The organism is Longibaculum muris (assembly GCF_004343035.1).
In the GTDB taxonomy this organism is placed as follows: Bacteria; Bacillota_I; Bacilli_A; order Erysipelotrichales; family Coprobacillaceae; genus Longibaculum; species Longibaculum muris.
On sequence record NZ_SMCQ01000010.1, the window covers coordinates 64,592 to 89,179 of the forward strand.

The 24,588-nt window shown below is 31.0% G+C and carries 22 protein-coding genes; 16 read left to right on the forward strand and 6 right to left on the reverse strand.

Translation table 11 applies throughout. From position 1 onward, the window contains the following. Nucleotides 1-69 precede the first annotated feature (69 nt). From priA to EDD60_RS08355, 9 genes are read left to right on the forward strand one after another with little or no spacing between them, the layout of a single operon-like run. Nucleotides 70-2,259 carry a replication restart helicase PriA gene (gene priA, locus EDD60_RS08315; protein WP_066445421.1) on the forward strand — a complete coding sequence of 730 codons (2,190 nt, stop codon included), beginning with the start codon at nt 70-72 and terminating at the stop codon, nt 2,257-2,259. Nucleotides 2,260-2,263: 4 nt separating this feature from the next. Further along, nucleotides 2,264-3,511, forward strand: coding sequence for a 16S rRNA (cytosine(967)-C(5))-methyltransferase RsmB (rsmB, locus tag EDD60_RS08320; protein ID WP_066445472.1), 1,248 nt, complete (start codon nt 2,264-2,266; stop codon nt 3,509-3,511). 4 nt (nt 3,512-3,515) lie between these two features. Continuing rightward, complete coding sequence (gene rlmN / locus EDD60_RS08325; protein ID WP_066445474.1) at nt 3,516-4,541, forward strand: 23S rRNA (adenine(2503)-C(2))-methyltransferase RlmN; 1,026 nt, start codon at nt 3,516-3,518, stop codon at nt 4,539-4,541. A gap of 2 nt (nt 4,542-4,543) precedes the next feature. Beyond that, entirely contained in the window at nt 4,544-5,299 is a 756-nt protein-coding gene (locus EDD60_RS08330; protein ID WP_066445423.1) for a Stp1/IreP family PP2C-type Ser/Thr phosphatase, read from the forward strand. Then, nucleotides 5,283-7,073 (forward strand): Stk1 family PASTA domain-containing Ser/Thr kinase, encoded by a 1,791-nt coding sequence (gene pknB, locus EDD60_RS08335; protein WP_066445426.1) that lies wholly within the window; start codon nt 5,283-5,285, stop codon nt 7,071-7,073. The genes EDD60_RS08330 and pknB overlap by 17 nt, the downstream gene beginning before the upstream one ends. A gap of 16 nt (nt 7,074-7,089) precedes the next feature. After that, complete coding sequence (gene rsgA, locus EDD60_RS08340; protein ID WP_066445429.1) at nt 7,090-7,965, forward strand: ribosome small subunit-dependent GTPase A; 876 nt, start codon at nt 7,090-7,092, stop codon at nt 7,963-7,965. Beyond that, the gene (gene rpe, locus EDD60_RS08345) at nt 7,958-8,602 is read left to right on the forward strand and encodes a ribulose-phosphate 3-epimerase (protein WP_066445431.1); all 645 of its coding nucleotides are present in this window, start codon (nt 7,958-7,960) and stop codon (nt 8,600-8,602) included. Before rsgA ends, rpe begins: the two co-directional genes overlap by 8 nt. Beyond that, nucleotides 8,599-9,189: a thiamine diphosphokinase gene (locus tag EDD60_RS08350; protein ID WP_066445432.1), complete on the forward strand. Its 591-nt coding sequence runs from the start codon at nt 8,599-8,601 to the stop codon at nt 9,187-9,189. Before rpe ends, EDD60_RS08350 begins: the two co-directional genes overlap by 4 nt. A gap of 13 nt (nt 9,190-9,202) precedes the next feature. After that, nucleotides 9,203-10,096 (forward strand): DegV family protein, encoded by an 894-nt coding sequence (locus tag EDD60_RS08355; RefSeq protein WP_066445433.1) that lies wholly within the window; start codon nt 9,203-9,205, stop codon nt 10,094-10,096. 29 nt (nt 10,097-10,125) lie between these two features. Here EDD60_RS08355 and EDD60_RS08360 read toward each other — a convergent pair whose 3' ends face one another. The 5 genes from EDD60_RS08360 to vanG are packed head-to-tail and all read right to left on the reverse strand — an operon-like array spanning nt 10,126 to nt 15,244. Beyond that, nucleotides 10,126-11,340 (reverse strand): M15 family metallopeptidase, encoded by a 1,215-nt coding sequence (locus tag EDD60_RS08360; protein ID WP_066445439.1) that lies wholly within the window; start codon nt 11,338-11,340, stop codon nt 10,126-10,128. Next, nucleotides 11,327-12,478, reverse strand: a complete 1,152-nt coding sequence (gene vanT, locus EDD60_RS08365; protein WP_066445441.1) for a serine racemase VanT catalytic subunit — start codon at nt 12,476-12,478, stop codon at nt 11,327-11,329. Before vanT ends, EDD60_RS08360 begins: the two co-directional genes overlap by 14 nt. Further along, entirely contained in the window at nt 12,438-13,472 is a 1,035-nt protein-coding gene (locus tag EDD60_RS08370) for an acyltransferase (RefSeq protein WP_132226360.1), read from the reverse strand. The genes vanT and EDD60_RS08370 overlap by 41 nt, the downstream gene beginning before the upstream one ends. After that, complete coding sequence (locus EDD60_RS08375; RefSeq protein ID WP_066445446.1) at nt 13,465-14,202, reverse strand: D-alanyl-D-alanine carboxypeptidase family protein; 738 nt, start codon at nt 14,200-14,202, stop codon at nt 13,465-13,467. The genes EDD60_RS08370 and EDD60_RS08375 overlap by 8 nt, the downstream gene beginning before the upstream one ends. Next, a complete protein-coding gene (gene vanG, locus EDD60_RS08380) occupies nt 14,180-15,244 on the reverse strand; it encodes a D-alanine--D-serine ligase VanG (protein WP_066445447.1) in 1,065 nt (354 codons plus the stop codon). Before vanG ends, EDD60_RS08375 begins: the two co-directional genes overlap by 23 nt. Before the next feature lie 214 nt (nt 15,245-15,458). On the opposite strand from vanG, the gene EDD60_RS08385 reads away from it, so the two are divergent. The 7 genes from EDD60_RS08385 to EDD60_RS08415 all read left to right on the forward strand — a co-directional run bounded on the left by EDD60_RS08385 (nt 15,459) and on the right by EDD60_RS08415 (nt 23,840). Beyond that, the gene (locus EDD60_RS08385) at nt 15,459-18,029 is read left to right on the forward strand and encodes an ATP-dependent Clp protease ATP-binding subunit (protein ID WP_066445450.1); all 2,571 of its coding nucleotides are present in this window, start codon (nt 15,459-15,461) and stop codon (nt 18,027-18,029) included. A 94-nt stretch (nt 18,030-18,123) separates the two neighbouring features. After that, complete coding sequence (locus tag EDD60_RS08390) at nt 18,124-18,858, forward strand: RsmE family RNA methyltransferase (RefSeq protein ID WP_066445452.1); 735 nt, start codon at nt 18,124-18,126, stop codon at nt 18,856-18,858. Then, nucleotides 18,858-19,628, forward strand: coding sequence for a hypothetical protein (locus EDD60_RS08395; RefSeq protein WP_066445457.1), 771 nt, complete (start codon nt 18,858-18,860; stop codon nt 19,626-19,628). Before EDD60_RS08390 ends, EDD60_RS08395 begins: the two co-directional genes overlap by 1 nt. Before the next feature lie 11 nt (nt 19,629-19,639). Further along, nucleotides 19,640-20,950 carry a tRNA (N(6)-L-threonylcarbamoyladenosine(37)-C(2))-methylthiotransferase MtaB gene (gene mtaB / locus EDD60_RS08400; RefSeq protein ID WP_066445459.1) on the forward strand — a complete coding sequence of 437 codons (1,311 nt, stop codon included), beginning with the start codon at nt 19,640-19,642 and terminating at the stop codon, nt 20,948-20,950. Further along, nucleotides 20,937-22,412, forward strand: coding sequence for a UDP-N-acetylmuramoyl-L-alanyl-D-glutamate--2,6-diaminopimelate ligase (locus tag EDD60_RS08405; RefSeq protein WP_132226361.1), 1,476 nt, complete (start codon nt 20,937-20,939; stop codon nt 22,410-22,412). Before mtaB ends, EDD60_RS08405 begins: the two co-directional genes overlap by 14 nt. Next, entirely contained in the window at nt 22,390-23,052 is a 663-nt protein-coding gene (gene deoC, locus EDD60_RS08410; RefSeq protein WP_066445465.1) for a deoxyribose-phosphate aldolase, read from the forward strand. Before EDD60_RS08405 ends, deoC begins: the two co-directional genes overlap by 23 nt. Nucleotides 23,053-23,120: 68 nt before the next feature. After that, complete coding sequence (locus EDD60_RS08415; RefSeq protein WP_066445469.1) at nt 23,121-23,840, forward strand: hypothetical protein; 720 nt, start codon at nt 23,121-23,123, stop codon at nt 23,838-23,840. 258 nt (nt 23,841-24,098) lie between these two features. Here EDD60_RS08415 and EDD60_RS08420 read toward each other — a convergent pair. Continuing rightward, the coding region (locus tag EDD60_RS08420; RefSeq protein ID WP_132226362.1) for a site-specific integrase at nt 24,099-24,588 on the reverse strand (490 nt) is incomplete at its 5' end.

Consider the following 24,588-nt stretch of genomic DNA (forward strand, 5'->3'; position numbering starts at 1 on the left):
TACGTTTGTATCCTTTTTCTATTCAAAGATTCTTTTTTATGATAAAATAAAGCAAATGGTGGTGAGGATATGTATATTGTGAGTGTATTGGTTGAACATCCTGTTCAATCGTTAGATATGACTTTTGATTATTTAAGTCATGAATCTTTATTAAAAGGAGTTCGTGTCTTTGTACGTTTTGGTTATCAAAAGATTATTGGCTATGTTGAAGATGTGAAAGAAACAGCTTTATCAAAAACAGAATTAGAACAACAGGCTGGTTTTCATTATCAATATATTCAAGAAGTCATTGATCAAGAACCTTTATTAAATGAAGAATTACAACAATTAGCCTTGCAATTATCTAAACTTACATTATCTCCACGAATTGCTTGTTTACAAGCTATGTTACCATCACAATTAAAACCAAGTACCAATCATTCAGTTGGTTTAAAATTACAAACAGTTGCTTGTTTTTTACAAGAAGGAAAAGCCAAAACCAAAAAACAGCAAGAATGTTTAGATTATCTTAAAACACATTCACCTACCCCCATTAAAGATATTCCCTATAGTAAAAATATATTAGATCAATTGGTTAAACAAGGATTGATTGAATATCAAAAACAAGAAGTTTATCGTAAACCCCTTGATTTTTTTCAAACAACCAATCAAGATATCATTTTAACAAATGATCAACAAAAAGTGGTTGATGGAATTATTGCGCATCCTAAAAGAGTTGCCTTATTACATGGGGTCACTGGTTCAGGAAAAACAGAAGTGTATTTAGCATTAGCAAGATATTTTTTAAATAAACAAAAAAGTGTTATGATGTTAGTTCCTGAAATTTCATTAACCCCAATGATGGTAAAAGTCTTTAAAGAACGTTTTGGGGAACAAGTAGCAATTTTACATTCACGTTTATCACAAGGTGAAAAGTATGATGAATATCGTCGCATTAAACGTCAGGAAGTTAAGATTGTTGTGGGGGCCCGTTCAGCAGTTTTTGCTCCATTAGAAAATATAGGCTTGATTATTTTAGATGAAGAACATGATGCCAGCTATAAACAGGAATCTAAACCACGTTATCTGACTTCACAAATTGCTAAAATTCGTGCTCAAACACATCAGGCAACTGTAGTTTTAGGGAGTGCAACACCTTCACTGGAGAGCTATTCAAGGGCTTTAAAGGGCGTTTATGATTTATATGAGTTAAAAAATCGTATCAATCAGATGCCATTACCAACAGTTGAAATTGTTGATATGGTGAATGAAACAAGACAAAGAAATTATTCTTTATTTTCAAGACGTATGAAAGAACAGATTCAAGCTACAATTGATCGTCATGAACAAGTTATATTGTTGCTTAATAAAAGAGGCTATGCAACTTATTTACAATGTCAAGATTGTGGAGAAGTCGTTAAATGTCCACATTGTGATGTAACACTGACTTATCATAAAGATGAACATCAGTTAAAATGTCATTATTGTGAATATGTGCAGAGTTATCCACAGAGTTGTGCACATTGTGGTTCTACACATTTCAAGACTGTGGGTTATGGGACACAAAAGATTGAAGAAGAACTTGAAAAGACATTTTTAAATGCTAAGGTTATTCGTTATGACGTTGATACAACCAAAAATAAGAATAGTCATTTTCAGTTACTTGAACAATTTAAAAAACAAAAAGCTAATATTTTATTAGGAACACAAATGATTGCAAAGGGCTTAGATTTTGAAAATGTCACTTTTGTTGGTGTTTTAAATGCTGACTTAAGTTTAAATGTTCCAGATTTTCGTGCCAGTGAAAGAACTTTTCAGCTTTTATGTCAAGTCGCAGGAAGAAGTGGGCGTGGCTCAAAGGCAGGAACAGTCTTGATTCAAACATACAACCCTGAACATTATGCAATTACTTGTGCTTCACATCATGATTATCAGGCTTTCTATCAACAAGAGATGTTATATCGTCAAAAAGCATTATATCCACCATATTGTCATATGGTAAGCATTTTGATTCAATCAAAACATGAGGATATTTTACAGATAGCCTGTCAGGATATCAAAAATTATTTGTTAGCACATACGCATCAATGTAAAATCTTAGGACCTGCTCATAGTGTGATTTATAAGATGCAAGATCTTTATCGTCAAAGAATCTTAATTAAATTTGTACAGGGAAAAGATGTTTATGAGGCGTTAAAAACAATGAATGATTTTTATAATAAAAAACAAAAAGGAAAGGTAACAGTGATATGTGATTTTAATCCATATTCACAAATATAAAGTTATGGATAGATTAATAGCGTTAGAAATATTATTAAAATACAAACAAGAGAAAAGTTATTTAAATTTAACAATCAATTCATATTTTCAAAAATATGAATTATCACGTTCACAAAAGGACTTTATTACAAGAGTTGTTTATGGAACAGTGCAAAATCAGATTTATTTAGAATATGTTTTAAAACCACATTTAAAAACAAGGGTTAAAAGCTATGAAAAGATGTTATTGTTGATGAGTCTTTATCAACATTTAATGATGGATGCTATTCCTGATTATGCAATTATTAATGAAGCAGTTAATTTAGCAAAGAAGAAAAAAGGCATAAGAACATCGCAATTTATCAATGCTGTTTTAAAACAAGCATTTTTAACGGAACCATCATTAGAAGAACTTTCAAAAGAAGAACGTTTATCAATTGAGACAAGTCATCCTTTATGGATGGTTAAGATGCTTTGTAAACAATATGGTTATTCAACAACCCAAAAGATCTGTCAGGCTAATAATGAGCCACCGTTAAAATGTGCAAGAGTCAATACCTTACTTACTTCACAGGATGAATTATTAAAAGATGAATTATGGCAAAAAGGGAAGTTAGCTAAGGATGCTTTGTATTATCAAGGTGGAAATATTGCTTATACAAAGGAATTTCAAGAAGGACTTGTAACGATTCAAGATGAATCAAGTCAATTGGTTGCTCCATATTTATCGCCTAAGCCAGGTGATTATGTGTTGGATATGTGTGCTGCCCCAGGAAGTAAAACAACTCATTTGGCAGCTTTAATGCATAATCAAGGAAAGATTGATGCTTATGATTTATATGAACATAAAATTCCTTTGATTCAACAACAATTAACCAGATTACAGGTTTCTATTGTTGATGTGAAGGCCTATGATTCAACAAAATTAATAGAGCTTTATCCACCATTAACTTTTGATAAGATCTTGTTAGATGCTCCTTGTAGTGGACTAGGAGTACTTGCCAGAAAGCCAGAAATCAAGTATCATGAGAGCAATGCAATGGATGAAATCATTCAAATCCAACAAAAATTATTAGAAAATGCATATCCTTTATTGAAAAATGGTGGTAATATTGTATATAGTACTTGTACAATTAATAAAAAAGAAAATGAAAAACAAATTCAGGCATTTATAAAACGTCATCCTGATATGAAAGTCATTAAGGAACAAACGATTTTATCTTTTGAATATCATAGTGATGGATTTTATATGTGTCTATTAGAAAAGGAATGAAATGATGAAATCAATTTATGATTATACACAAGAACAACTGATTGAAGAATTTTTAAATTTAGGTGAAAAGAAATTTAGAGCAACTCAAGTTTTTGAATGGATATATCGAAAGGATGTTCAAGACTTTGATTTAATGAGTAATTTATCTTTAGATTTAAGAGAAAAACTAAAAGAACATTTTTCCATTGGACCTTTATCAATTGTTGAGAAACAAGTTTCTCAAGATGGAACAACTAAATATTTATTATCACTTGCTGATGGTGGATACATTGAAACAGTTTTAATGATTCATGATTATGGTCGTAGTTTATGTGTGACAAGTCAGCTAGGATGTAATATGGGGTGTCGTTTTTGTGCCAGTGGACTTTTAAAGAAACAAAGAAATTTAACTGCTGGAGAAATGGTTAATCAAATCTTAACTGTCATGAATGATACAAAAGAAAGAGTAAGTCATGTTGTCGTGATGGGAACCGGTGAACCGTTTGATAATTATGATCATGTGATGAATTTTATTCGTATTATTAATCATCCTAAGGGCTTGGCTATTGGGGCAAGACATTTAACAATTTCAACATGTGGATTATGTGATAAGATTGAAATGTATGCACATGAAGGAATTCAAAGTAATTTGGCGGTTTCTTTACATGCTCCTAATGATGAGATTCGTGATGAATTGATGCCAATTAATAAAACCTATCCAATGGATAAATTAAGGGAATCTTTGCAATACTATATACAAAAAACAAATCGTCGTGTGACTTTTGAATATATTCTTTTAAAGGGAATCAATGATGATATTACGCATGCAAGACAACTTGCTCATTATATGCGAGGACTGAATGCTTATGTTAATTTAATTCCTTATAATGCTGTTGATGAGCATGGACTTCAACAATCATCACCATATGATGTTGAAATTTTTAAGAATGAATTGTTACGTTTAAAAATTAATGTAACTTTAAGAAAAGAACACGGGCGTGATATAGATGGAGCTTGCGGACAATTACGTGCGAAGAAGGTAGGGGAATAAAAGTGGAAATTGTAGCTATGAGTGATGTGGGAAATGTAAGGACAATTAATCAGGATTATGTTCGATATTATCAAAAGAATGAACATGAGTCACTCGTTGTTTTATGTGATGGAATGGGTGGCCATAATGCTGGTGAAATTGCTTCTCAAATGGTCGGTGATGCAATTGTTGAACAATACGTTAATCATGCTTTATTTGAGGATGAAAAGATGATTCATGATTGGATGTTAGAGGTTGTTAATCATGCTCATTGGCTTGTTAAAAACAAGAGTTTAGAGTCTCCTGATTTAGAGGGAATGGGAACAACTGTTGTTTTAGCATTGTTTAAAGATGAGTATGTTTATGTTTCTCATGTGGGAGATTCTCGGGCTTATTTATACCGTCATCATCAATTGATTCAATTGACAAGGGATGATACATTGGTTAATGTTTTGGTTGATTCTGGAACAATTTCTAAGGATGAAGCATTTAATCATCCACAAAAGAATATTTTGTTACAGGCGGTAGGAGTAAGTGAACATTTAGAAGTATCTTATACAAGTGAAAATGTAAAAGATGCTTTATTGTTAGTTTGTTCTGATGGATTGTATAATTCTTTATTTGATTCACAAATTATTGAAATTCTACAATCTGATATTCATTTAGAAGAAAAAGGTAAACAGCTGATGGAGGCTGCGAATACTTTCGGTGGTAAGGATAACATAGGATTTGCACTAATATTAAATGAAGGAGTTGTCAATAATGAGTCAGATAAATAAAACAATTGCTGGACGTTATATATTAAAAGAGTTAATTGGACAAGGTGGAATGGCTGATGTCTATTTAGCTGAAGATAAAATTTTAGAAAGAACAGTAGCTGTAAAGATTATGCGTTCTTCTTTAACAGGGGATCCTGTTTATGTTACACGTTTTCATCGTGAAGCACGTGCTGCAGCTTCTTTATCACATCGTAATATTGTGAAGATTTATGATGTTGGAGATGAAGATGATGATTATTATATTGTTATGGAATATGTACCGGGACAGACTTTAAAAGAATTGATTCATAAGCGAGGAGCATTACATTTTGTTGAAGCTGTTGATATTATGAAACAAGTTGTTAGTGCAACGGCTAAAGCACATTCTTTAGGGATTGTTCATCGTGATTTAAAGCCACAAAATATTATGGTAACAGATAGTGGTGTTGTGAAAATTGGTGATTTTGGGATTGCTTCTATACAATCATTATCACAAGTTACACAAACTGATACAATTATGGGGTCATTACACTATTTAGCGCCAGAAATTGCCCGTGGGGAAAAAGCAACACCACAGAGTGATATTTATGCTTTAGGAATTGTTTTTTATGAATTATTACGTGGTGAAGTTCCTTTTAATGGTGAATCACCAGTGAATATTGCATTAAAACATATGCGTGATGAAATTCCATCAGTTCGCCAATTTAATCCATCAATTCCTCAATCAGTCGAAAATATTATTATTAAAGCTACTGCTAAAAATATAAAAGATCGATATGCTAGTGCAAATGAGATGTTTGAAGATTTAGATACTTGTTTATTACGTGATGATGAAGAAAAGCTTGTTTTCACATATGATGAACCACAAGATGAACCAACAATTGTTGCAGAAGATAAAGACTTTTTTACTCAAACCCAAACCCAAAATCATATTCCAATTGTGGAAGAAGAACAAGTAGAAGAAAAGAAAGGAAATAAAAAGAAAATAGCGATTATTTCTGGTTGTGTTGTTGGAGCATTACTTATCTTTGGTTTGGTTTATTTCTTCTTTTTAAGACCAGCCAGTACATTTGAAATGCCTAATGTTATTAATATGACTGAACAACAGGCTATTGATATGCTAGAAAGTTATGATTTAAAGGTTGATACAAAACAAACCAAACATGAATTAAGTGATACTGTGGATGAAGGCAATGTAACAGCTACTGATCCTGTTGAACGTTCAGCCGTCAAAAAAGGTGATACAGTTATTCTAACAGTATCTTCAGGTAAATATATTGTGATTGATAATTATGTTGGACGTACATTTGATGATGTTGAAGCAGAATTAAAGAAATTAAATATTACTGTGAAAAAAGAAGAAGTTACAAGTGAAGAAGATAAAGGAAAAATCTTGGAACAATCTTTACCTCAAGGTGAAAAGATTGATCCTAATGCAACGCAAAAGACAATTACTTTAACTGTTTCAAAAGGCTATTCTGTAACAGTACCTAATGTTTATGGACAAGATATCAATAAAGCAAAAGATATTTTAGAAAAAGAAGGATTTAAAGTTGTTTTAAAACCAATTGATCCACCAACAACTGTTGAAGAAATCAAAACAATGAAGATTAATGTTGTAGTACGTCAATCACTTGATGCCTTTACAGTTATCTATAAAAAAGGTGAAACAATTACCTTAGAGTATTATAATCATAAGCCTGAAGTTCCAACTGAACCTACTGAACCAACAACTCCAGGCAATGGAACTGATACAAATCAAGGTGGGGGAGGAACAACTCCCTCAACCAATTAATAAAAGAGGTGGATAAATGCATAGTGGACAAATTATAAAAGCCTTATCTGGCTTTTATTATGTTGAAGAAGATGGTGTGATTTATCAATGTAAGGCAAGTGGTAAGTTTAGAAAAAATGATCAAAAACCATTAGTAGGAGATTTTTGTGAGTTTTCTATTGAAAACGAAACCGAAGGTTATATTCGTCAATTACAAGTGCGTCGTAACGAATTAGTGAGACCACCTATTTGCAACATTGATCAAGCATTACTTGTTTTTTCAGCTAAAGAACCAGATATGAATACACTTTTACTTGATCGTTTCCTTGTTTTAATTGAACATTTGCATATTGATCCAATTATTTGTATTTCAAAAATGGATCTTGTTGATAATGATGAAATTAAAAATATGATGGAACCTTATCAAAAAGCAGGATATCGTGTGTATTATTTAAGTTCTAAAGAAAATCATGGGATTGAAGAATTAAAACATTTATTTCAAGATAAAGTGACTGTTATTACTGGTCAAAGTGGGGTAGGAAAATCAAGTTTATTAAATGCTTTAGATATACATTTAAACATTGATACAAATGAGATTTCTAAAGCATTAGGTAGAGGGAAACATACGACAAGACATGTTGAATTATTAAAAATGTATGGTGGGTATGTTGCTGATACACCTGGTTTTTCATCACTAGAATTAAATATGGAACCCATTGATTTAGCTAAGAGCTTTCATGATTTTGAAGAACTTTCGCAAGGATGTAAGTTTAGAGGTTGTTTACATGATAGTGAACCAGGATGTTTGGTTAAGGAAGCTATTGAAAATGGTCAAATTTCTAAAGAAAGATATGAACATTATTTGATGTTTTTAAAAGAAAGTAAATTGTTAAAGGAGAGAAAATATGGTTAAAGTTGCCCCTTCAGTTTTATCAGCTAATTTTGCTGAATTAAAGAAAGATTTGGATTCTATTCAAAAATATGGTGCTGATTGGATTCATTATGATGTTATGGATGGACATTTTGTTCCAAATATTTCTTTTGGATATAGTATTTTAGCAGATGTTAAAAAAGTAAGTGATTTATATTTAGATGTTCATTTAATGATTAGTGATCCTAAAAAATATGTTGATGAATTTATTAAGGCTGGTGCTGATTTAATTACTTTTCATATTGAAGCAATGGAAAGTGAAGAAAAGACAAGAGAATTAATTGAATATATTCATCAACATAATAAACATGTTGGTATAAGTATTAAACCTGCAACACCAGTAAGTACAATTGAAAAATATTTAAATGATCTTGATTTGGTTTTGGTTATGAGTGTTGAACCTGGATTTGGTGGTCAATCTTTTCAAGATATGGCGATTGCTAAGATTAAAGAATTAAAAGATAAACGTCAAGATGCTCATTATCTTATTGAAGTTGATGGTGGAATTAATGATCAAACTGGAAAACTTTGTAAAGATGCTGGGGCTGATGTTTTAGTCGCTGGAAGTTATGTTTTTAATGCTGATAATCGTCAAGCGGCAATTGATTCGTTAAAATGAAAATAGGAATTTATGGCAGTGTCTATGCTGGCAATGTTAAAGATAAAAGTATAGATTATATTGGTGTTGATCAAGGTATCATTCATTTAATCAAACAAAATATTAAGCCTATAATTGCAATTGGAGATATGGATTCAATTGAAGATAAAGACCTTTTAAAAACATTAAAAGTTGATGAATATTCTTGTATCAAAGATGATACAGATACAGCTTTAGCTTTGCGCTATGCTTTTCAGCAAGGCTATGATGTTATTGATTTATATGGTGTTACACAAAAAAGAATGGATCATTTTTTAGCTGTTTTATGTTTGCTTGAAAAATATCAAGATAAACAATTAACAATCTATGATGAGTTGAATAAGATTTATGTTTTACCAGCTGGAAAACATAAAATCTTAAAAGATGAATATTATTATTTTTCAGTCTTTGCTTTTGATGAAAGTATCATTACTTTAAAAGAATGTCATTATCCACTTAATCATTATTATTTAAAAAGAGATGATCCTTTGTGTGTTTCTAATCAAATGAATAATGATTATGCAATTATTGAAAATACTAAAGCTATTTTATTGATACAGTCAAAATGAAAGAAGGGTTAGTATGTATCAAATAGTTACAGATGGATCTTGTGATTTAGATCAATCCATCGTTGATCATTATGCGATGTCGGTAGTTCCATTTTATATTACGAAAGATGGAAAAACACATCAAAAGGAAAAAGTAGATATAGAAGTAGAAGAATTTTATCAATTTATGGTTGACCATAAAGATATTTTTCCTAAAACATCAATGCCATCAGTAGAAGATTATATAGATGTTTTTACTCCTATTCTTAAATCAGGTGAAGATATTATTTGTATTTGCATTACAACAAAATTTTCCGGCTCTTATAATAGTGCCAATACAGCTAAACAGATGTTGGAAGATGAATTTCCCCAAAGAAAAATGACAGTTATTGATGCAACAGTAAATACTGTTTTACAAGGTTTACTGGTCATTGAAGCATGTGAAATGAAAAAAGCAAACTATACATATGATGAAACAATCACAAGAATAGAAGAAATCAAATCAACGGGCAGAATCTTTTTTACCGTTGGAAACTTTGAGTATTTGATTCATGGTGGACGCATTGGTAAAGTTGCTGGTGTTGCGGCTAAGACACTTGGAATTAAGCCGTTGATTGTTTTACGTGATGGAGAAATCTTTGCTTCTGGAGTAACACGTGGTAGAGAAAAATCAAAACGTAAAATCATTGAGAATACGATTAAACATTTTCATGAAAATCATCTTGATCCTTCAACTTATGCTTTTTGTGTTGGCTATGGCTATGACAAACAAGAGGGAGAAAAATTTAAAGAGGATCTATTGATATCATTGAAAGAAGCCTTTCCACATTTTGATGAACCAATATTATTACAACAAATTGGTGCAACTATTGGTGTTCATACCGGACCTTATCCAATAGGTGTAGGCATTATACAAAAATATAAATAAAAAAAGCAATCGCGAAAAAGAGAATACTCTTATTTGCGGTTGCTTTTTTGTAAAGTGGTTGAAGATGATAAACCATAATGTAAAACATAATCTTCTAAAGTCCAATTATTTTCATAAATGATTTTAGCAGTTTTTTGACCAACATAGCGAAAATGCCATGGTTCATTGGTTGTTCCGGTTATATGAGATTTATTTTGTGGATAACGTAAGATATAACCATAATGATGAGCATTTTCAATAACCCACTTGTATTCGGGTGTATCACCAAAAAAACGCCACTGACCATTAATAACACTTTGACTTGTTAAATCAACGCTTAAACCTAATTGATGTTCACTGGAACCAGGTATTGCAACTAAACCAGCTGCTGTTACAGCATCATATTTTTGAAAATAATCATCATAGATAGCTTTTTGTTGTTGAAAAGAACGATAACCACTATTAATCACAAGATGGAGATTTTCTTTTAAAGCATCTTGATACATTTTTTCTAAGGCTTGACCAGCTTCTTTTCGTAATTGTTTGTTTTCACAATCTTTTGCAATAGGAATATTCACATCTTTTAAATCGTTAGGAATATAAGAAGAAGGAAGTTGAAATCCTTTTTTGATTAATAAAGTGAGACTTTCTGGTTCGTTAACAATATAAGTTTGATTGACTTTTTGTGGAGAGACTATAAAAGGGTAGGAAATGGATAAAACAGCATCAAGTGGTTTCTTTTTGGATTGAATGTACTTATCTAAATCCTGATAAACGACACCTTTAATAGAGAGATACTCTTTGGTTTTATGATAAGGTAATTCTTGTTGGGTAAGATAAGCAAAGTCTTGCAAAGAAACATTTTGCATCATTTGTAAGAGTATGTTTTTAGGATAACCTAATTCATTCAACTTAGGCTGATAGAGTTTATAGAATTGATCGATATATGTGACAACATCTTTAGCATTTGTTTGAGGATGTTGTTTTTGATAAAGGGAATAATCTAAATAATGGTGTTGTTGAGAAAGAGTGTTCCATTTTTCTAGATTTTCAATTTTATCATTTTTGATATATGTTTGTATATCTTGTTCATCTAATTGTAAAATCATATTTTGTTCAGTAAAATTATACCCTTTTATCAATAATTGAATACGATTTTTTTGAAGATAACCTATTCCAGCTAAAATAATAATGAAAGCTAAAATGAGGAAAAAGACGGGTGAAATATGTTTTTTATGTGAATATGGATGTTTATACTTTTGCATTTTTCAAATAACCTTTCTGTTTATAGAATTTTGGTAATCTTTTCCCCATACGACTGAGGATCTCATTGGAAATTGTTTGAGCATGTTCACTGATTTCCTCAACCCTAATCATATGATTATGATCTTTACCAATAATAGTGACCTTATCACCAATTTTAACATGGGGAATATCAGTAATATCAATCATCAATTGATCCATGCATATTCTCCCTACAATGGGGGCAAAGATGCCATGAATAAGGACGTTTTGATGATTAGATAAATGTCTTGGATAACCATCCGCATAACCAAGAGGAATAACAGCAATTTTGCTGTCACGAGAAAAATGATATGTACGACCATAACCAATTAGATCACCTTTATGATAAGAATGAATATGAATGATATGGGAATAAAGTGATAAGACAGGATGTAAATTGATTTGACATTGATAAGGAGCATTAAGTGATGAAGCAACTCCATACATTGCAATACCCAAACGAACATAATCATAATGATATTGGGGGTAATTAAGTAAACCGTAACTACTTTGCATATGTACTTGACCGATTGGATAATGTCTTTTTTTGAGGGTTTCAATTAAATGATTAAAATGTTGAAATTGAAGTTTTGTAAAGGTTATATCTTCTTTTAAAGAGCTATCAGCAACACATAGATGAGAAAAAATACCAGTGATTTGTAAGTTGGATAAATGATAAAAGGCAATAATATGGTCAATGTCTAAACAATCTTCTCCAAGACGATGCATACCTGAATCTATTTTAATATGACATTGAATAGGATATCCCATTTGATTTAATTGTTTAGCATATTCAAAATCTATAAGTGTTTGAGTCAGTTGATATTTATTTAATAATTTTGCTGATGTGGGAGATGTATAACCTAAAATCAAAATCATTCCTTGAATATGATTTTTTCTTAATTCTATAGCTTCATCTAACGAAGCTACGGCAAAATGATCAATACCATAGGATTCTAAACTTTGGGCAATCTTTATAGCACCATGACCATAAGCATCAGCTTTAATAACTGCCATAATTGTTTCTTTAGAAGCGATTTGAGTGATTTGATCAAGATTATAATACAAAGCATCTAAATCAATTTCTATCCAGCTTCTTTGTTTTTTGATGATATCCATATATCTTTCCTCCTTTTTTTAAAAGTATCAATAGATAAGCTATAATAAATGAAAAGCCAGTTACAGCTAAATAATGAAAAAGCGATTGTGAAATAAAGATATGCTCAAGATGGGTTAGTTTTCCCATCATTCGGACAACAATAATCATGAGAGGATGAAGAATATAAACATATAAAGATAAATCTTTATATAAGACAAAGCGTTTTGATGATTGAAAAGTTAAACAAAAGGAAAAGAAGAAAAAGGAAATGAATGGTAAACTTAAAGTCATAGCATCATGGGTGATAATAGGTTGTTGATGAATAAGAAGGGTTTCGATAAAGAAAATCATAAAGCTTACTAGCATTAAAAAGATTAGGACATACCTCTTAAAATTCCATTGATGTTGTGCTAAGAAAGCTCCTAAGAAAAGAAACATAGGCGCAAAGAAGAAACCATTTCTGGTATAATCACAAATCTTAAAAAGAGCTGTATAAAAGGCTTCAATAAGCGGAATTTGATGAAGATAACTATAATAACTATCACCTGCTAAACCTATCATATAAAGAATACAAACAATCATAAAAATGGTTTTTTCATTCAGGTGTTGATAGAGTTCATACAATATCAAAAGTCCAATGATGACAGCTGGTAAATACCAAAGATGATAAAAAGTTCCATCCATGAATAAATCTTTAACAATAACAATCGGTTCAAATGATAATGAATGATTATAGATTTGCACAGGCAGATAAAGCAAAATAGAACATATATCAATAATCAAGAATTGTTTAATAACACTCTTTAATTTTGCATAAGTTGGCATTCCTTGATTAAAGAGAAAATAAGCTGTTGTCATAAAAAAGAAAGGAACTGCTAAACGACCAAAAACACGAGTTATTAAAAAATTAAGTTGAGGATTGAAAGAAGTCAAAGGATCAGTATGAATAGCAATCACTAATAATGATGCAATTATTCGCATGATATCAATGAAAGGATAGTATTTTTTAGACATAGGACCTCCATGCAGTTAAAATAAGTCCATCAACATTATTCCCTGATACTTGATAAAATGCATCGTCCATTAGCTGTAAAGTGATAGAATCATTTTTGATTGGCACATAAAAGAGACTGAAAAATTGATTTTCAATGTGATAATGAAATGGATTGAAAATGCTATAATCTTTGATGTTATTGATATATTCTTCTAGACACCAATTCTTTTCATGTATAATGTAAGAGTGCGGAATCCCAACATAACGAAAATGCCAGGGTTCCTCTGCAATCTGTGTTATATCTTCTTTATCCCTTTGATAACGTTGAATAAAACCATAACGATAAGCATTTTCTTGAAACAATAAAGAAGTTCCTGTTGCAGGGAAATGGGGTCTTATAAAATCAATATGTGGTGATTTAATCGCAATATCAAAGGCTAGACCACTTTGATGTTCACTATGATGAGGATAGGCAACATATTGTTTCGTAAACAATTCACCATTTTCCTTTAAAGATGTTTGATAAAGTATTTCTTGTTCTTGAAAAGAACGATAGCTACTCACAAGGGTAAGCTCATTATGCAAATCAACTTTTGAAAGTAATTCTTTTAATAATGCAATGACACTTCTTTCCATCAAAAATCCCTGATATTCATAAAGTTTGGGTTGATAAGAAAGGGGATAGTCATGATTAATAAGAATAAGATATCCACGATGAATATCTTGTTTATGAAATGTAACAGTCCTCATGTTTTAACCCCATTTCTATTAAAATATCAATTAATTTTTCAAAATTTATATCAATTCCTCTCATCATTTGAGGGAAACGACTATGTGATGTAAATCCTGGTATGGTATTGACCTCATTGAAAACAATTTCATTTTGTGGTGTTAAAAACATATCAACGCGGGCAAAAACTTGACATCCTAAAGTTCGATAGATGATTTTAGCAGTTTCTTGAATTTTCTTTTCCATTTCTTGATCAATACGGGCTGGCATATGGATTTTTGATGTTTGTAAGGTATATTTTTCATTGAAATCAAAGAATCCATGAGAAAGTTCAATTTCGTCAACACGTCCAACTATCAGTTTATCAAAACCAATAATGGCACATCCAACCTCAAATCCTAAAATAGCTTCTTCAATGATGACTTGATTATCATAGGTAAAAGCATAGCAAACAGCGTTTTCTAATTCACTATAGGTTGTTATTTTACTAATACCATATGAAGATCCTGCTTTCATTGGTTTAACAAAGAGAGGGAATGAAAGCTGTGTAATCAATGGTTCTTTTTCTTTTAGTTCCTGTAATGAATTTAAGACAATCGATTGAGGAACACGAATACCTGCATGTTCAACAATGTTATGGGCTTTAGCTTTATCCATACAAAGGGCAGAACTTAAAATGTCACAACCAATGAGTGGAATTTGAGTCATTTGGATAAGTCCTTGAATTGTTCCATCTTCGCCATTTTTTCCATGCAGTATTGGAAAAATCGCATCAATATAAATATGTTTTATACCTTGTTTAGAAATTTCTAAAAGACCATGTTTTTGCGGATTGGGTGAAATGACAACTTCTAAGAGATTGTTTTGCCACCAAGTATCCTGAATGATTTGTTCAATAGGACCATCAAAGTGATACCATTTTCCTAAATGAGTGATACCAATTAAATATAAATGATATTTATCCTTATTGATATGTTGTAATAATGAATAAGTCGATTCCAGTGAAACACTATATTCACTAGAATGACCACCAAAAATAATTGCAATAGTTTTTTTGTTCATAAGATAACCTCCTAAATTTTGATATATTCATTGTAATCTTTAAAATATAAAGAATCATAAAGGACTCTATAATTTATGCTAATAAAAAGATTAAGAAGTTATAAAGAAAAAAGAAATAAATCATAAGAATTAGCACTTTAGACTTGACAGTGCTAAAAGTAGTGGTATACTATAGTTAGCACTTGGGTATAATGAGTGCTAAAGGAGTGAGAGTATGAATATAGAAAAATGGACAATGGCAATGCAGGAAGCGATTCAAAAGGCTTTTCAACAAACCATAGCAATGTCTCGGCAAGTTGTTGATATTGAGGATGTATTATTGGCTTTATTAGAAGATACAAGTGGTATTTTATATCGTGTTCTTGTAAAGGCTGGCGTAGATATAAACGATTTGAGAGCGTTATTGGAAAATAAAAGAGCTCAAAAGCCAAGAATTGAAGGGGTTGATGAAAGTCAATTAAGAATTTCTTATGATTTGAATCAATTGTTGATGAAGGCACAAAATATCATGAGTGATTATAAAGATGAGTATTTAAGTGTTGAACACTTGATTATTGCTTTATTTAAGACTCAATCTTCTTTAACTCAAGAGATTATTCAAAAATATCAATTGAAACAAAGGGATATAGAAAAGATCATTAAAGAAATGCGAGGTGGAAATATGGTAGATAATCCAAATCCAGAAAATCAATATGAAGTTTTAAAAAAATATGGACGTGATCTGATTCAAGATGTCAAAGATGGAAAATTAGATCCTGTCATTGGACGTGATGAAGAAATTAGACGTGTGGTTCAAATCTTATCACGTAAAACAAAAAATAACCCAATCTTAATTGGTGAACCAGGAGTTGGGAAAACAGCAATTGTTGAAGGACTTGCTTGGCGTATTTTTAAAAACGATGTGCCTACAAGTTTACAGAATAAAACATTGTATGAACTTGATTTAGGGGCCTTGGTTGCGGGTGCAAAATATCGTGGTGAGTTTGAAGAAAGACTAAAAGCAGTTTTAAATGAAATTAAAAAATCAGAAGGGAATATTATCTTATTTATTGATGAAATTCATCAATTGGTTGGAGCTGGTAAAACAGATGGTGCAATGGATGCTGCTAACTTATTAAAACCAATGTTAGCGCGTGGTGAATTACATTGTATTGGTGCCACAACATTAGATGAATATCGTTTGTATATTGAAAAAGATGCAGCTTTAGAAAGACGTTTCCAAAAAGTTCAAGTTGATGAACCAGATACGGATGATACAATCGCCATCTTACGTGGTTTAAAAGATAGCTTTGAATCTCATCATGGTGTTCAAATCACTGATACTGCGATTATTGGAGCAGTCAATATGTCAGAACGTTATATTACTGATCGTTTCTTACCAGATAAAGCTATTGACTTAATTGATGAAGCTTGTGCATCAGTTCGTATGGAAATTGATTCCTTACCTGAAGAATTAGATGTTATTACAAGAGAAAAGAATCGTTTGGAAATGGAACGTATTTCTATTGAAAAAGAAGATAAGAATGAAGATAATGAAAAACGTCTTGATGAAATCAAGAGTCGTATTGCATCACTTGATGAACAAGTAACAGGGTTAACTGATAAATGGAAAGAAGAAAAGAAAGCTTTAGATCATATTAAAGAATTAAAAGATCAAAAAGTGCGATTAGAAGCTTTGAAAGATAAATATGAAACAGAAGGTAATTTAGAAGAAGCTTCTAAAATCAAATACGAAACTTTACCAAGAATTAATAAAGAAATTGCTGATTTCCAAGCTCAAGAATCAGATGATGCCTTGCTTCAAGAAAAAGTAACAGTTGATACTGTTAGTGAAGTCATTGCTCGATGGACAGGTATTCCAATGAATAAATTAATGGAATCAGAAAGGGATAAACTCTTACATCTTGATGAAACATTAAGAAAAAGAGTTATTGGACAAGATGAAGCCATTGAAAAAGTTTGTGATGCTATTTTAAGATCACGTGCTGGTATCAATGATGAAAATCGTCCAATTGGATCATTTCTATTCTTAGGACCTACAGGGGTAGGGAAAACGGAAGTTGCTAAGAGTTTAGCGGAACAATTGTTTGATAGTGAAAAGAACATTGTTCGTATTGACATGAGTGAATATATGGAAAAATTCAGTGTCTCTCGCTTACTTGGAGCGCCTCCAGGTTATGTAGGATATGAAGAAGGTGGACAATTAAGTGAAGCGGTTAGACGTGCACCTTATAGTATTGTCTTATTAGATGAAATTGAAAAAGCTCATCCTGAAGTATTCAATGTTTTATTACAAGTCTTAGATGATGGTCGTATTACTGATTCTAAGGGAAATGTGGTTAGCTTTAAAAATACAATTATCATTATGACTTCTAATATTGGTTCTCAATATTTATTACAAGGGAATAATGCCGAAACCAGACATGAAGTGGAAATGGAATTGAAAGCTCACTTTAAACCAGAATTTTTAAATCGTATTGATGAAACAGTTATGTTTAATTCATTAGATGATCAAGTAGTTTATAAGATTATTGATAAATTTATTCATCAATTAGCTCAAAGATTACAAGATCAAAAGATTACAATTGAAGTGACACATCAAGCTAAAGAAGAAATTGCAAAAGAAGGATTTGATCCTACATTTGGCGCAAGACCATTAAAACGTTTTATTCAATCACATATTGAAACTTTAGTCGCTAAAGCAATGATTAAAGGTGATATTGAAAAAGGCAGTCATATTCAAGTTGATTATCAAAATGATGAATTTGTCATTGTTAACGCATAAGCTATTCTTATGCGTTTTCTTTTTGTCTTTAAAGACGACCTTTTTACTTTTTATCTTGCATAAAATGTGATAGAATAGCGAAAGGAGGATGTCTATGCAAAGATATTTTATTGAACAAAATTGTATCCATGATGATTTGATTCAAATCGATGCTTATAATCATAAACATATGCAAAGAGTGATGCGTTATCGTAATGGTGATCAGGTTGTTTGTTTATTGCCTGATCATAGAACATATCTTTATGAGATTGTAAATATTGATCAAGGTCTATTAAAACAAGTGGAAGAAATCAATGAGGATCATGAATTAGATGTTGATGTGACATTAATTTATGGTTTACCTAAAAATGATAAATTTGAATTTGTCTTACAAAAAGCAACTGAGTTAGGTGTCAAACGCATTGTACCATTTTTAAGTCAAAGAAGTATTATTAAAACCAATGCATTGACATTTGCCAAAAAGAATGAACGTTATTTAAAGATTTTAAAAGAAGCGAGTGAACAGTCTTATCGACAAATGATTCCTGAATTAACATCTTTGATAACTATTAAAGAATTATCTCATTATTTATCAGATATTAATCTAGTCGCTTATGAAGAATCGAGTAAACAAGGGGAACACGCTTGTTTTGCAAGAGCGTTAAATCAGGATTTTCAAACCATTACGATTATTGTTGGTCCTGAGGGTGGCTTTGATGAATCTGAAATTAAACAAATGGAAGCATTAGGAATTGAAGCGTGTTCATTAGGAAAAAGAATTTTAAGGAGTGAGACTGCCCCACTCTATATGTTAAGTGTAATTGGTTATAGTAGGGAGTTGATGAAATAGTGGGGTTTATAGAAAGTTTAAATAAATTTGGAAAGAAAATTCCAGTTCATAAAACAGAATTGTATGCGAAGATAGAAGAAGCCAAATTAGCATTATCGGCAAGGGGATTAGATGTTAAAATCAAAGATGAATTTGATTTGTTTGCATATGAAATTATTTATAATGGTTTATTAACCCAAAATGGGATTGAAAATACTTATGAAGTCTTTTTAAATCAGCATTATGATTTATTAGATTATTTAAATTATGATGAAAAACAAAAGATGTTTAATAATGATATTGCCCCATTATTGAAAGATAGACCACATTTTTATGATGAAGCTAGTCAAACAGAAATCTATATTCCATATTTAGAGCCTTTTGTTAATCAAAGATATACAAAAGACTATCAAATCTTATTATTAAAACAACATCGTGAATATATTAAGAATTTTTTGGTGAATAAAGATACACCTGAAAAAATGTATGGTTCACGTATTTTTAGAACAAAGTTTACTTCGTTAGAAAATGTTTATGAAGATCAAAGACATTTATGTTTATATTTTGAACCATTAAAAACAATTTATATTTATAAAAAGGATTCCAAAGAATTATTAAATAAAGTTATTATTCAAGATGAAAAAAGTGATGAAAAGATTGAATTAGATACAGTTAAAACAATTGCTTATGATATAGAAAACTATCTATATCAAGATTGTTTAAATTTAATGAAAGAAAAACAATTGATATGTTTAAAAACATATCAAAAAATTGTTAAAAAGTATCAATAGAAAGGAAGAATATGAAAAAAACAGTTGCATTTTTAACATTGGGATGTAAAGTCAATACATATGAATCAGAGGCTATGTTAAGATTATTTAGCCAAGAGGGGTATCAAGAAGTTGATTTTAAGGAGAAAGCAGATGTTTATGTGATTAATACATGCACTGTCACAAATACAGGGGATTCAAAATCAAGACAAATGATTCGTCAGGCTATTCGTAGAAATCCACAGGCGATTGTTTGTGTTGTTGGCTGCTATAGTCAGGTAGCCAGTGAAGAAGTTATAGCGATTGAAGGAGTGAGTGTTGTACTTGGAACACAATTTAGAAATCGTATTGTTGAATTTGTTAAAGAATATGAAGCAACAAAGAAACCTGTTATTCATGTTGCAGATGTTATGAAACTCAATCATTTTGAGGATTTGGATATTGATGAATTTACCAAAAATACAAGAGCGTTCTTAAAGATTCAAGATGGCTGCAATAATTTTTGTACCTATTGTATTATTCCTTATGCCAGAGGTCGCGTTCGTTCAAGAAAACCTGAAAGTGTCTTAAAACAAGCCCAAAAGTTAGTTGATCATGGTTTTGTGGAAATTGTTTTAACGGGGATTCATACAGCTGGATATGGAGTGGATTTAGAAGATTATTCTTTTTATGATTTATTGGTTGATCTCACAAGTAAAGTCAAAGGTTTGAAACGTTTACGTATCTCATCGATTGAAATGAGTCAAATTACGCATGAAATCATTGATTTAATTGCTACATCACCAATTGTTGTAGATCATTTACATATTCCTATTCAAGCTGGATGTGATGCAACATTAAAAAGAATGAATCGTCATTATACAACACAGGAATTTGCTGATAAATTAATAGAATTAAAACAAAAACTACCATCACTTTCTATTACAACTGATGTGATTGTTGGGTTTCCTGGAGAAAGTGAAGAAGAATTTAATCAAACATATCAATGGATTAAAGAAATGCATTTTAATCAATTACATGTTTTTCCTTATTCTCGAAGAAAAGGAACACCAGCGGCGAGAATGAAAGACCAAGTCGATGGAAATATTAAACATGAAAGAGTTAAAAGATTGATGGAATTATCAACTCAGTTACAAAGTGAGTTTGCTTCATGGCAAATTGGTCAAGTTTTAGAAGTTTTGATTGAGGAAAGACATGGAGATTATATGGTTGGTCATGCTTCTAATTATTTGAAAGTGAATGTTGATTTACCAGATTCTTCGGTTGGACATATTTATAAGGTTCTTGTTGAAAAACAAGATGGAGTTGAATTGATTGGAAGTGTTGTTAATGAAAAAAATTAATGAATTATTTGATGTGGAAGAAGATTTTAAGATTGTTTCGATTCATAGTGATTCTCGTTATGTAGGCAAGGATTCTATTTTCTTTTGTGTTGATGGTTTAAGTGTTGATGGCCATAAATATATTGAAGATGCTGTTTTTCAAGGCGCAAAATGTATCGTTTATTCTAAACCGTTAGCTTTTAAGCATCGTCATGTTTTGTATATTAAAGTTGATAATGTTTTAGATGAATTGAATCGTGTTGCTGATTTGTTTTATGATCATCCAAGTTATAAGATGACGATGATTGGTGTAACGGGTTCAAGTGGAAAAACTGCAGTTGCTTTGATGATTAAAGAAGTGCTTTCACATTATTTAAAGATGGGATATATTGGAACAAACAATATTGAATATGCTGATGTTGTGGAACAATGTCCTTATACAACACCAGAAACAATTTTCTTACAACGTCATTTAAATGATATGATTAAAAAGGATGTCAAAGGGGTCACTTTGGAAGTATCAAGTCATGGTTTGGCTTTGAAAAGAGTAGATAGTGTTCATTTTGATATTGCTATTTTTACGAATGTTTATGAAGAACATTTAGATTTTCATGGAACAATGGAAAATTTAATGGCTTCAAAGGCTAAATTATTTTCATTGGTTGATGAAAAAGGTTATGCTATTTTGAATACTGATGAAGTTCGTTTCTTTAATTTGGTTAAAGATACATTGCATTGTCATCTTTTAACTTATGGAATTGAACATAAGGCTGATGTTATGGCAAGGAATATTCAATTATTTATTGATCATAGTGAATTTGATTTACAGATTCATGATGAAATACGTCATATATCAGTACCCGTCTTAGGAAGATTTAATATTTCTAATGTTTTAGCGGTGATTACATCTTTATTGGCGTTAGAAATGCCAATGAGTCAGGTTATTGAGTCGATTGGTTATATTCAAGGTGTAGATGGACGTATGGAGCTATTAAAGCATAGCCAGCCTTTCCATGTGATTGTTGATTATTGTCAACATGCAAAAAGTTATGAGAAAGTCTTTGAATTTGCGCGTAGTATTAAAACGAGTGGGCGTATTATTGCTGTGTTTGGAGCCCCTGGTAAGAAAAATTATAACAAGCGTGAAAAAATTGGAAAACTGGCCAATCAATATTGTGATCAAGTCATCTTGACAGCTGAAGATAATCGTGACGAAGATATCCATGATATCTGTTTAGAAATACAAGAATATATTGAAACACCAGTCAGTGTTATTATAGAAGATCGTCGGATTGCTATTGAACAGGCAATCGAAATAGCTAATCGAGGTGATATCATATTAATCTTAGGAAAAGGACATGAACAATTTATGGCTTCATCAATTGGTAATGAGCCTTACCCGGGAGATAAATATGTCGCATTAGAAGCAATCAATAAAATATTTGAAGGAGAAGATGAATATGAATTACAACAAGTTTATTGATCACACTGCTTTAAAAGCAGACACAACGCAAGCAACAATTACAAAACTATGTGAAGAAGCAAAACAATATGATTTTGCATCAGTCTGTGTCAATCCAACATGGGTGAGTTATTGTGCTGATTATTTAAAAGATACAGATGTTAAAATCTGTACAGTTATTGGTTTTCCATTAGGAGCAAATACTTCAAAAGTCAAAGCTTTTGAAGCTAAGGATGCCATTGAAAATGGTGCTGATGAAGTGGATATGGTTATTAACATTGGTGCTTTAAAAGATGGGAATACTGAACTTGTTTATCAAGATATCAAGGCAGTTGTTGATGCAAGTCAAGACCATTGCGTAAAAGTTATTATTGAAACATGTTTATTAACTGATGAAGAAAAAGTTACAGTTTGCAAGCTTGCTGTGAAAGCTGGAGCAACTTTCGTAAAGACTTCAACAGGATTTAGTACTGGGGGTGCAACTGCTCAAGATGTTGCCTTAATGAAAGCAACAGTTAAAGATGCTTGCCAAGTTAAAGCAAGTGGAGGCGTTAGAAATTATGCTGATATGATGGCTGTTATTGAAGCAGGAGCAACACGTATTGGGACATCTGCTGGTGTTCAATTAATGAATAACGAAGAAAGTAAAGCTGATTATTAAAATGAAAAGATTTGAATCAATGTGATTCAAATCTTTTATTATGATTGTAGCAAAGAAGGGATATGAAAATGAAAAAATTAAGTATTTTATTGTTGATAGGAACATTATTTGTTGGATGTCAGCAATCAAAGGGAATAGATGAGTATAAAGGATTAAAGACACAAGAAACATTTGAAAAAGTTTCTGATAAAATGGATAAGGAAGTTCATTATGTTCATGTGGTAGCTGAAAATTCTGAAACAAAATATGACCAGGAATTGTATATGATTGATGGAAAAATACATTCTTTTCAAAAGTCTGAAATAAAAGCTAATAAAAAATATTCTTTTAGTTTAATGACAACGGATAAAAATTATGGTTTATTTGATACTTATGGAACAATGAAATTAATGAAATTAGATAAACAGCCATTACCAAGTACCTATTTAAATAATCTCTTTCAAAATAAGAAACTTAAAATTATCGATACCAAAAGAGAGGATAATGATGATGGTATAGTCTTAACTATTCAATATTCATATGATGAAAATGGGAAATCAAAAAATGGTGATCTTTGTTATATGAATTTACAAATTATAATCAATAATGAAGGATTGATTGAAAAAGAAGTCAATACACTTTATACTGATGACACATTTCAAACAAAAAGAAAAGATGCACTTATAACGACAACAACTTTTTTAGATTATAACCAAAAATCTCAAGATGATTTTAATAAAATCACTGAAAAAATTGAAAAAAGTGAAGGCGTTCTTTATGAAGATTTTGTTAAAAGTTTAGAACAATAACACTTAAAAAAGAATATAAAAAGAAAATGTAAGCCGTTACTTTTCAAAAAGTTAAGAAAATTTGTAAAATATGTGAAATCTAATCAAGTTTACATCAAACATAAAATGAATTTTTACAATAAGGCTTAAAACTTCACATATCGTCTTAAAGCCTTATTTTATGAGGGTTTCTCATTTTTTCATTCGGTAGATTGCTTTATATTTTGGCTTAAACTATCACTTTTTAACGTTCTAAAAAGTAGTAAATTTAGTAGTAGATTACGCAGTCAATCGTTTCATTTCGGCTTGTGCTGATTGATAACTTCCATGTGCATAATATCCTAGTGTCATAGTAATATTCTTATGCCCCATAACATACTGTAGATTATTTGGTGTCATTCCTTTGTTTGCCATGTTCGTACAAAAAGTATGTCTTAAAATATGTGGTGTGATATTAGGAAGTTCTTTTCCTGTATATTTACGATACTTTTTTGAAAGTGCTGAAAATCTACATGAATAGTATGCGTTATACATAGGTAATCCTTGCCTGTTCAAAAAGAGAAAATCGCTATAACCGTCAACAACAATAGGCTGTGTATTTTTTCTGTTTTTTATAACTTCCAGCAAAGTTTGAAATACCAAGTCTGTCATAGGTATCTTGCGATAACCGCTGTCACTTTTCGGTGGTTCTGTATAGTATCCGTCTTTATCCTTTTTCAATTGGTGGTTAATATCAATTGTGCGATTATCAAAATCAATGTCAGAAAGC

Excerpts from the sequence above, each read along its gene's own strand:
- priA (WP_066445421.1), top strand. The coding sequence starts at position 70 with ATGTATATTGTGAGTGTATTGGTTGAACATCCTGTTCAATCGTTAGAT.
- rsmB (WP_066445472.1), top strand. The coding sequence starts at position 2,264 with ATGGATAGATTAATAGCGTTAGAAATATTATTAAAATACAAACAAGAG.
- rlmN (WP_066445474.1), top strand. The coding sequence starts at position 3,516 with ATGAAATCAATTTATGATTATACACAAGAACAACTGATTGAAGAATTT.
- pknB (WP_066445426.1), top strand. The coding sequence starts at position 5,283 with ATGAGTCAGATAAATAAAACAATTGCTGGACGTTATATATTAAAAGAG.
- rsgA (WP_066445429.1), top strand. The coding sequence starts at position 7,090 with ATGCATAGTGGACAAATTATAAAAGCCTTATCTGGCTTTTATTATGTT.
- rpe (WP_066445431.1), top strand. The coding sequence starts at position 7,958 with ATGGTTAAAGTTGCCCCTTCAGTTTTATCAGCTAATTTTGCTGAATTA.
- EDD60_RS08350 (WP_066445432.1), top strand. The coding sequence starts at position 8,599 with ATGAAAATAGGAATTTATGGCAGTGTCTATGCTGGCAATGTTAAAGAT.
- EDD60_RS08355 (WP_066445433.1), top strand. The coding sequence starts at position 9,203 with ATGTATCAAATAGTTACAGATGGATCTTGTGATTTAGATCAATCCATC.
- EDD60_RS08360 (WP_066445439.1), bottom strand. The coding sequence starts at position 11,340 with ATGCAAAAGTATAAACATCCATATTCACATAAAAAACATATTTCACCC.
- vanT (WP_066445441.1), bottom strand. The coding sequence starts at position 12,478 with ATGGATATCATCAAAAAACAAAGAAGCTGGATAGAAATTGATTTAGAT.
- EDD60_RS08370 (WP_132226360.1), bottom strand. The coding sequence starts at position 13,472 with ATGTCTAAAAAATACTATCCTTTCATTGATATCATGCGAATAATTGCA.
- EDD60_RS08375 (WP_066445446.1), bottom strand. The coding sequence starts at position 14,202 with ATGAGGACTGTTACATTTCATAAACAAGATATTCATCGTGGATATCTT.
- vanG (WP_066445447.1), bottom strand. The coding sequence starts at position 15,244 with ATGAACAAAAAAACTATTGCAATTATTTTTGGTGGTCATTCTAGTGAA.
- EDD60_RS08385 (WP_066445450.1), top strand. The coding sequence starts at position 15,459 with ATGAATATAGAAAAATGGACAATGGCAATGCAGGAAGCGATTCAAAAG.
- EDD60_RS08390 (WP_066445452.1), top strand. The coding sequence starts at position 18,124 with ATGCAAAGATATTTTATTGAACAAAATTGTATCCATGATGATTTGATT.
- mtaB (WP_066445459.1), top strand. The coding sequence starts at position 19,640 with ATGAAAAAAACAGTTGCATTTTTAACATTGGGATGTAAAGTCAATACA.
- EDD60_RS08405 (WP_132226361.1), top strand. The coding sequence starts at position 20,937 with ATGAAAAAAATTAATGAATTATTTGATGTGGAAGAAGATTTTAAGATT.
- deoC (WP_066445465.1), top strand. The coding sequence starts at position 22,390 with ATGAATTACAACAAGTTTATTGATCACACTGCTTTAAAAGCAGACACA.
- EDD60_RS08415 (WP_066445469.1), top strand. The coding sequence starts at position 23,121 with ATGAAAAAATTAAGTATTTTATTGTTGATAGGAACATTATTTGTTGGA.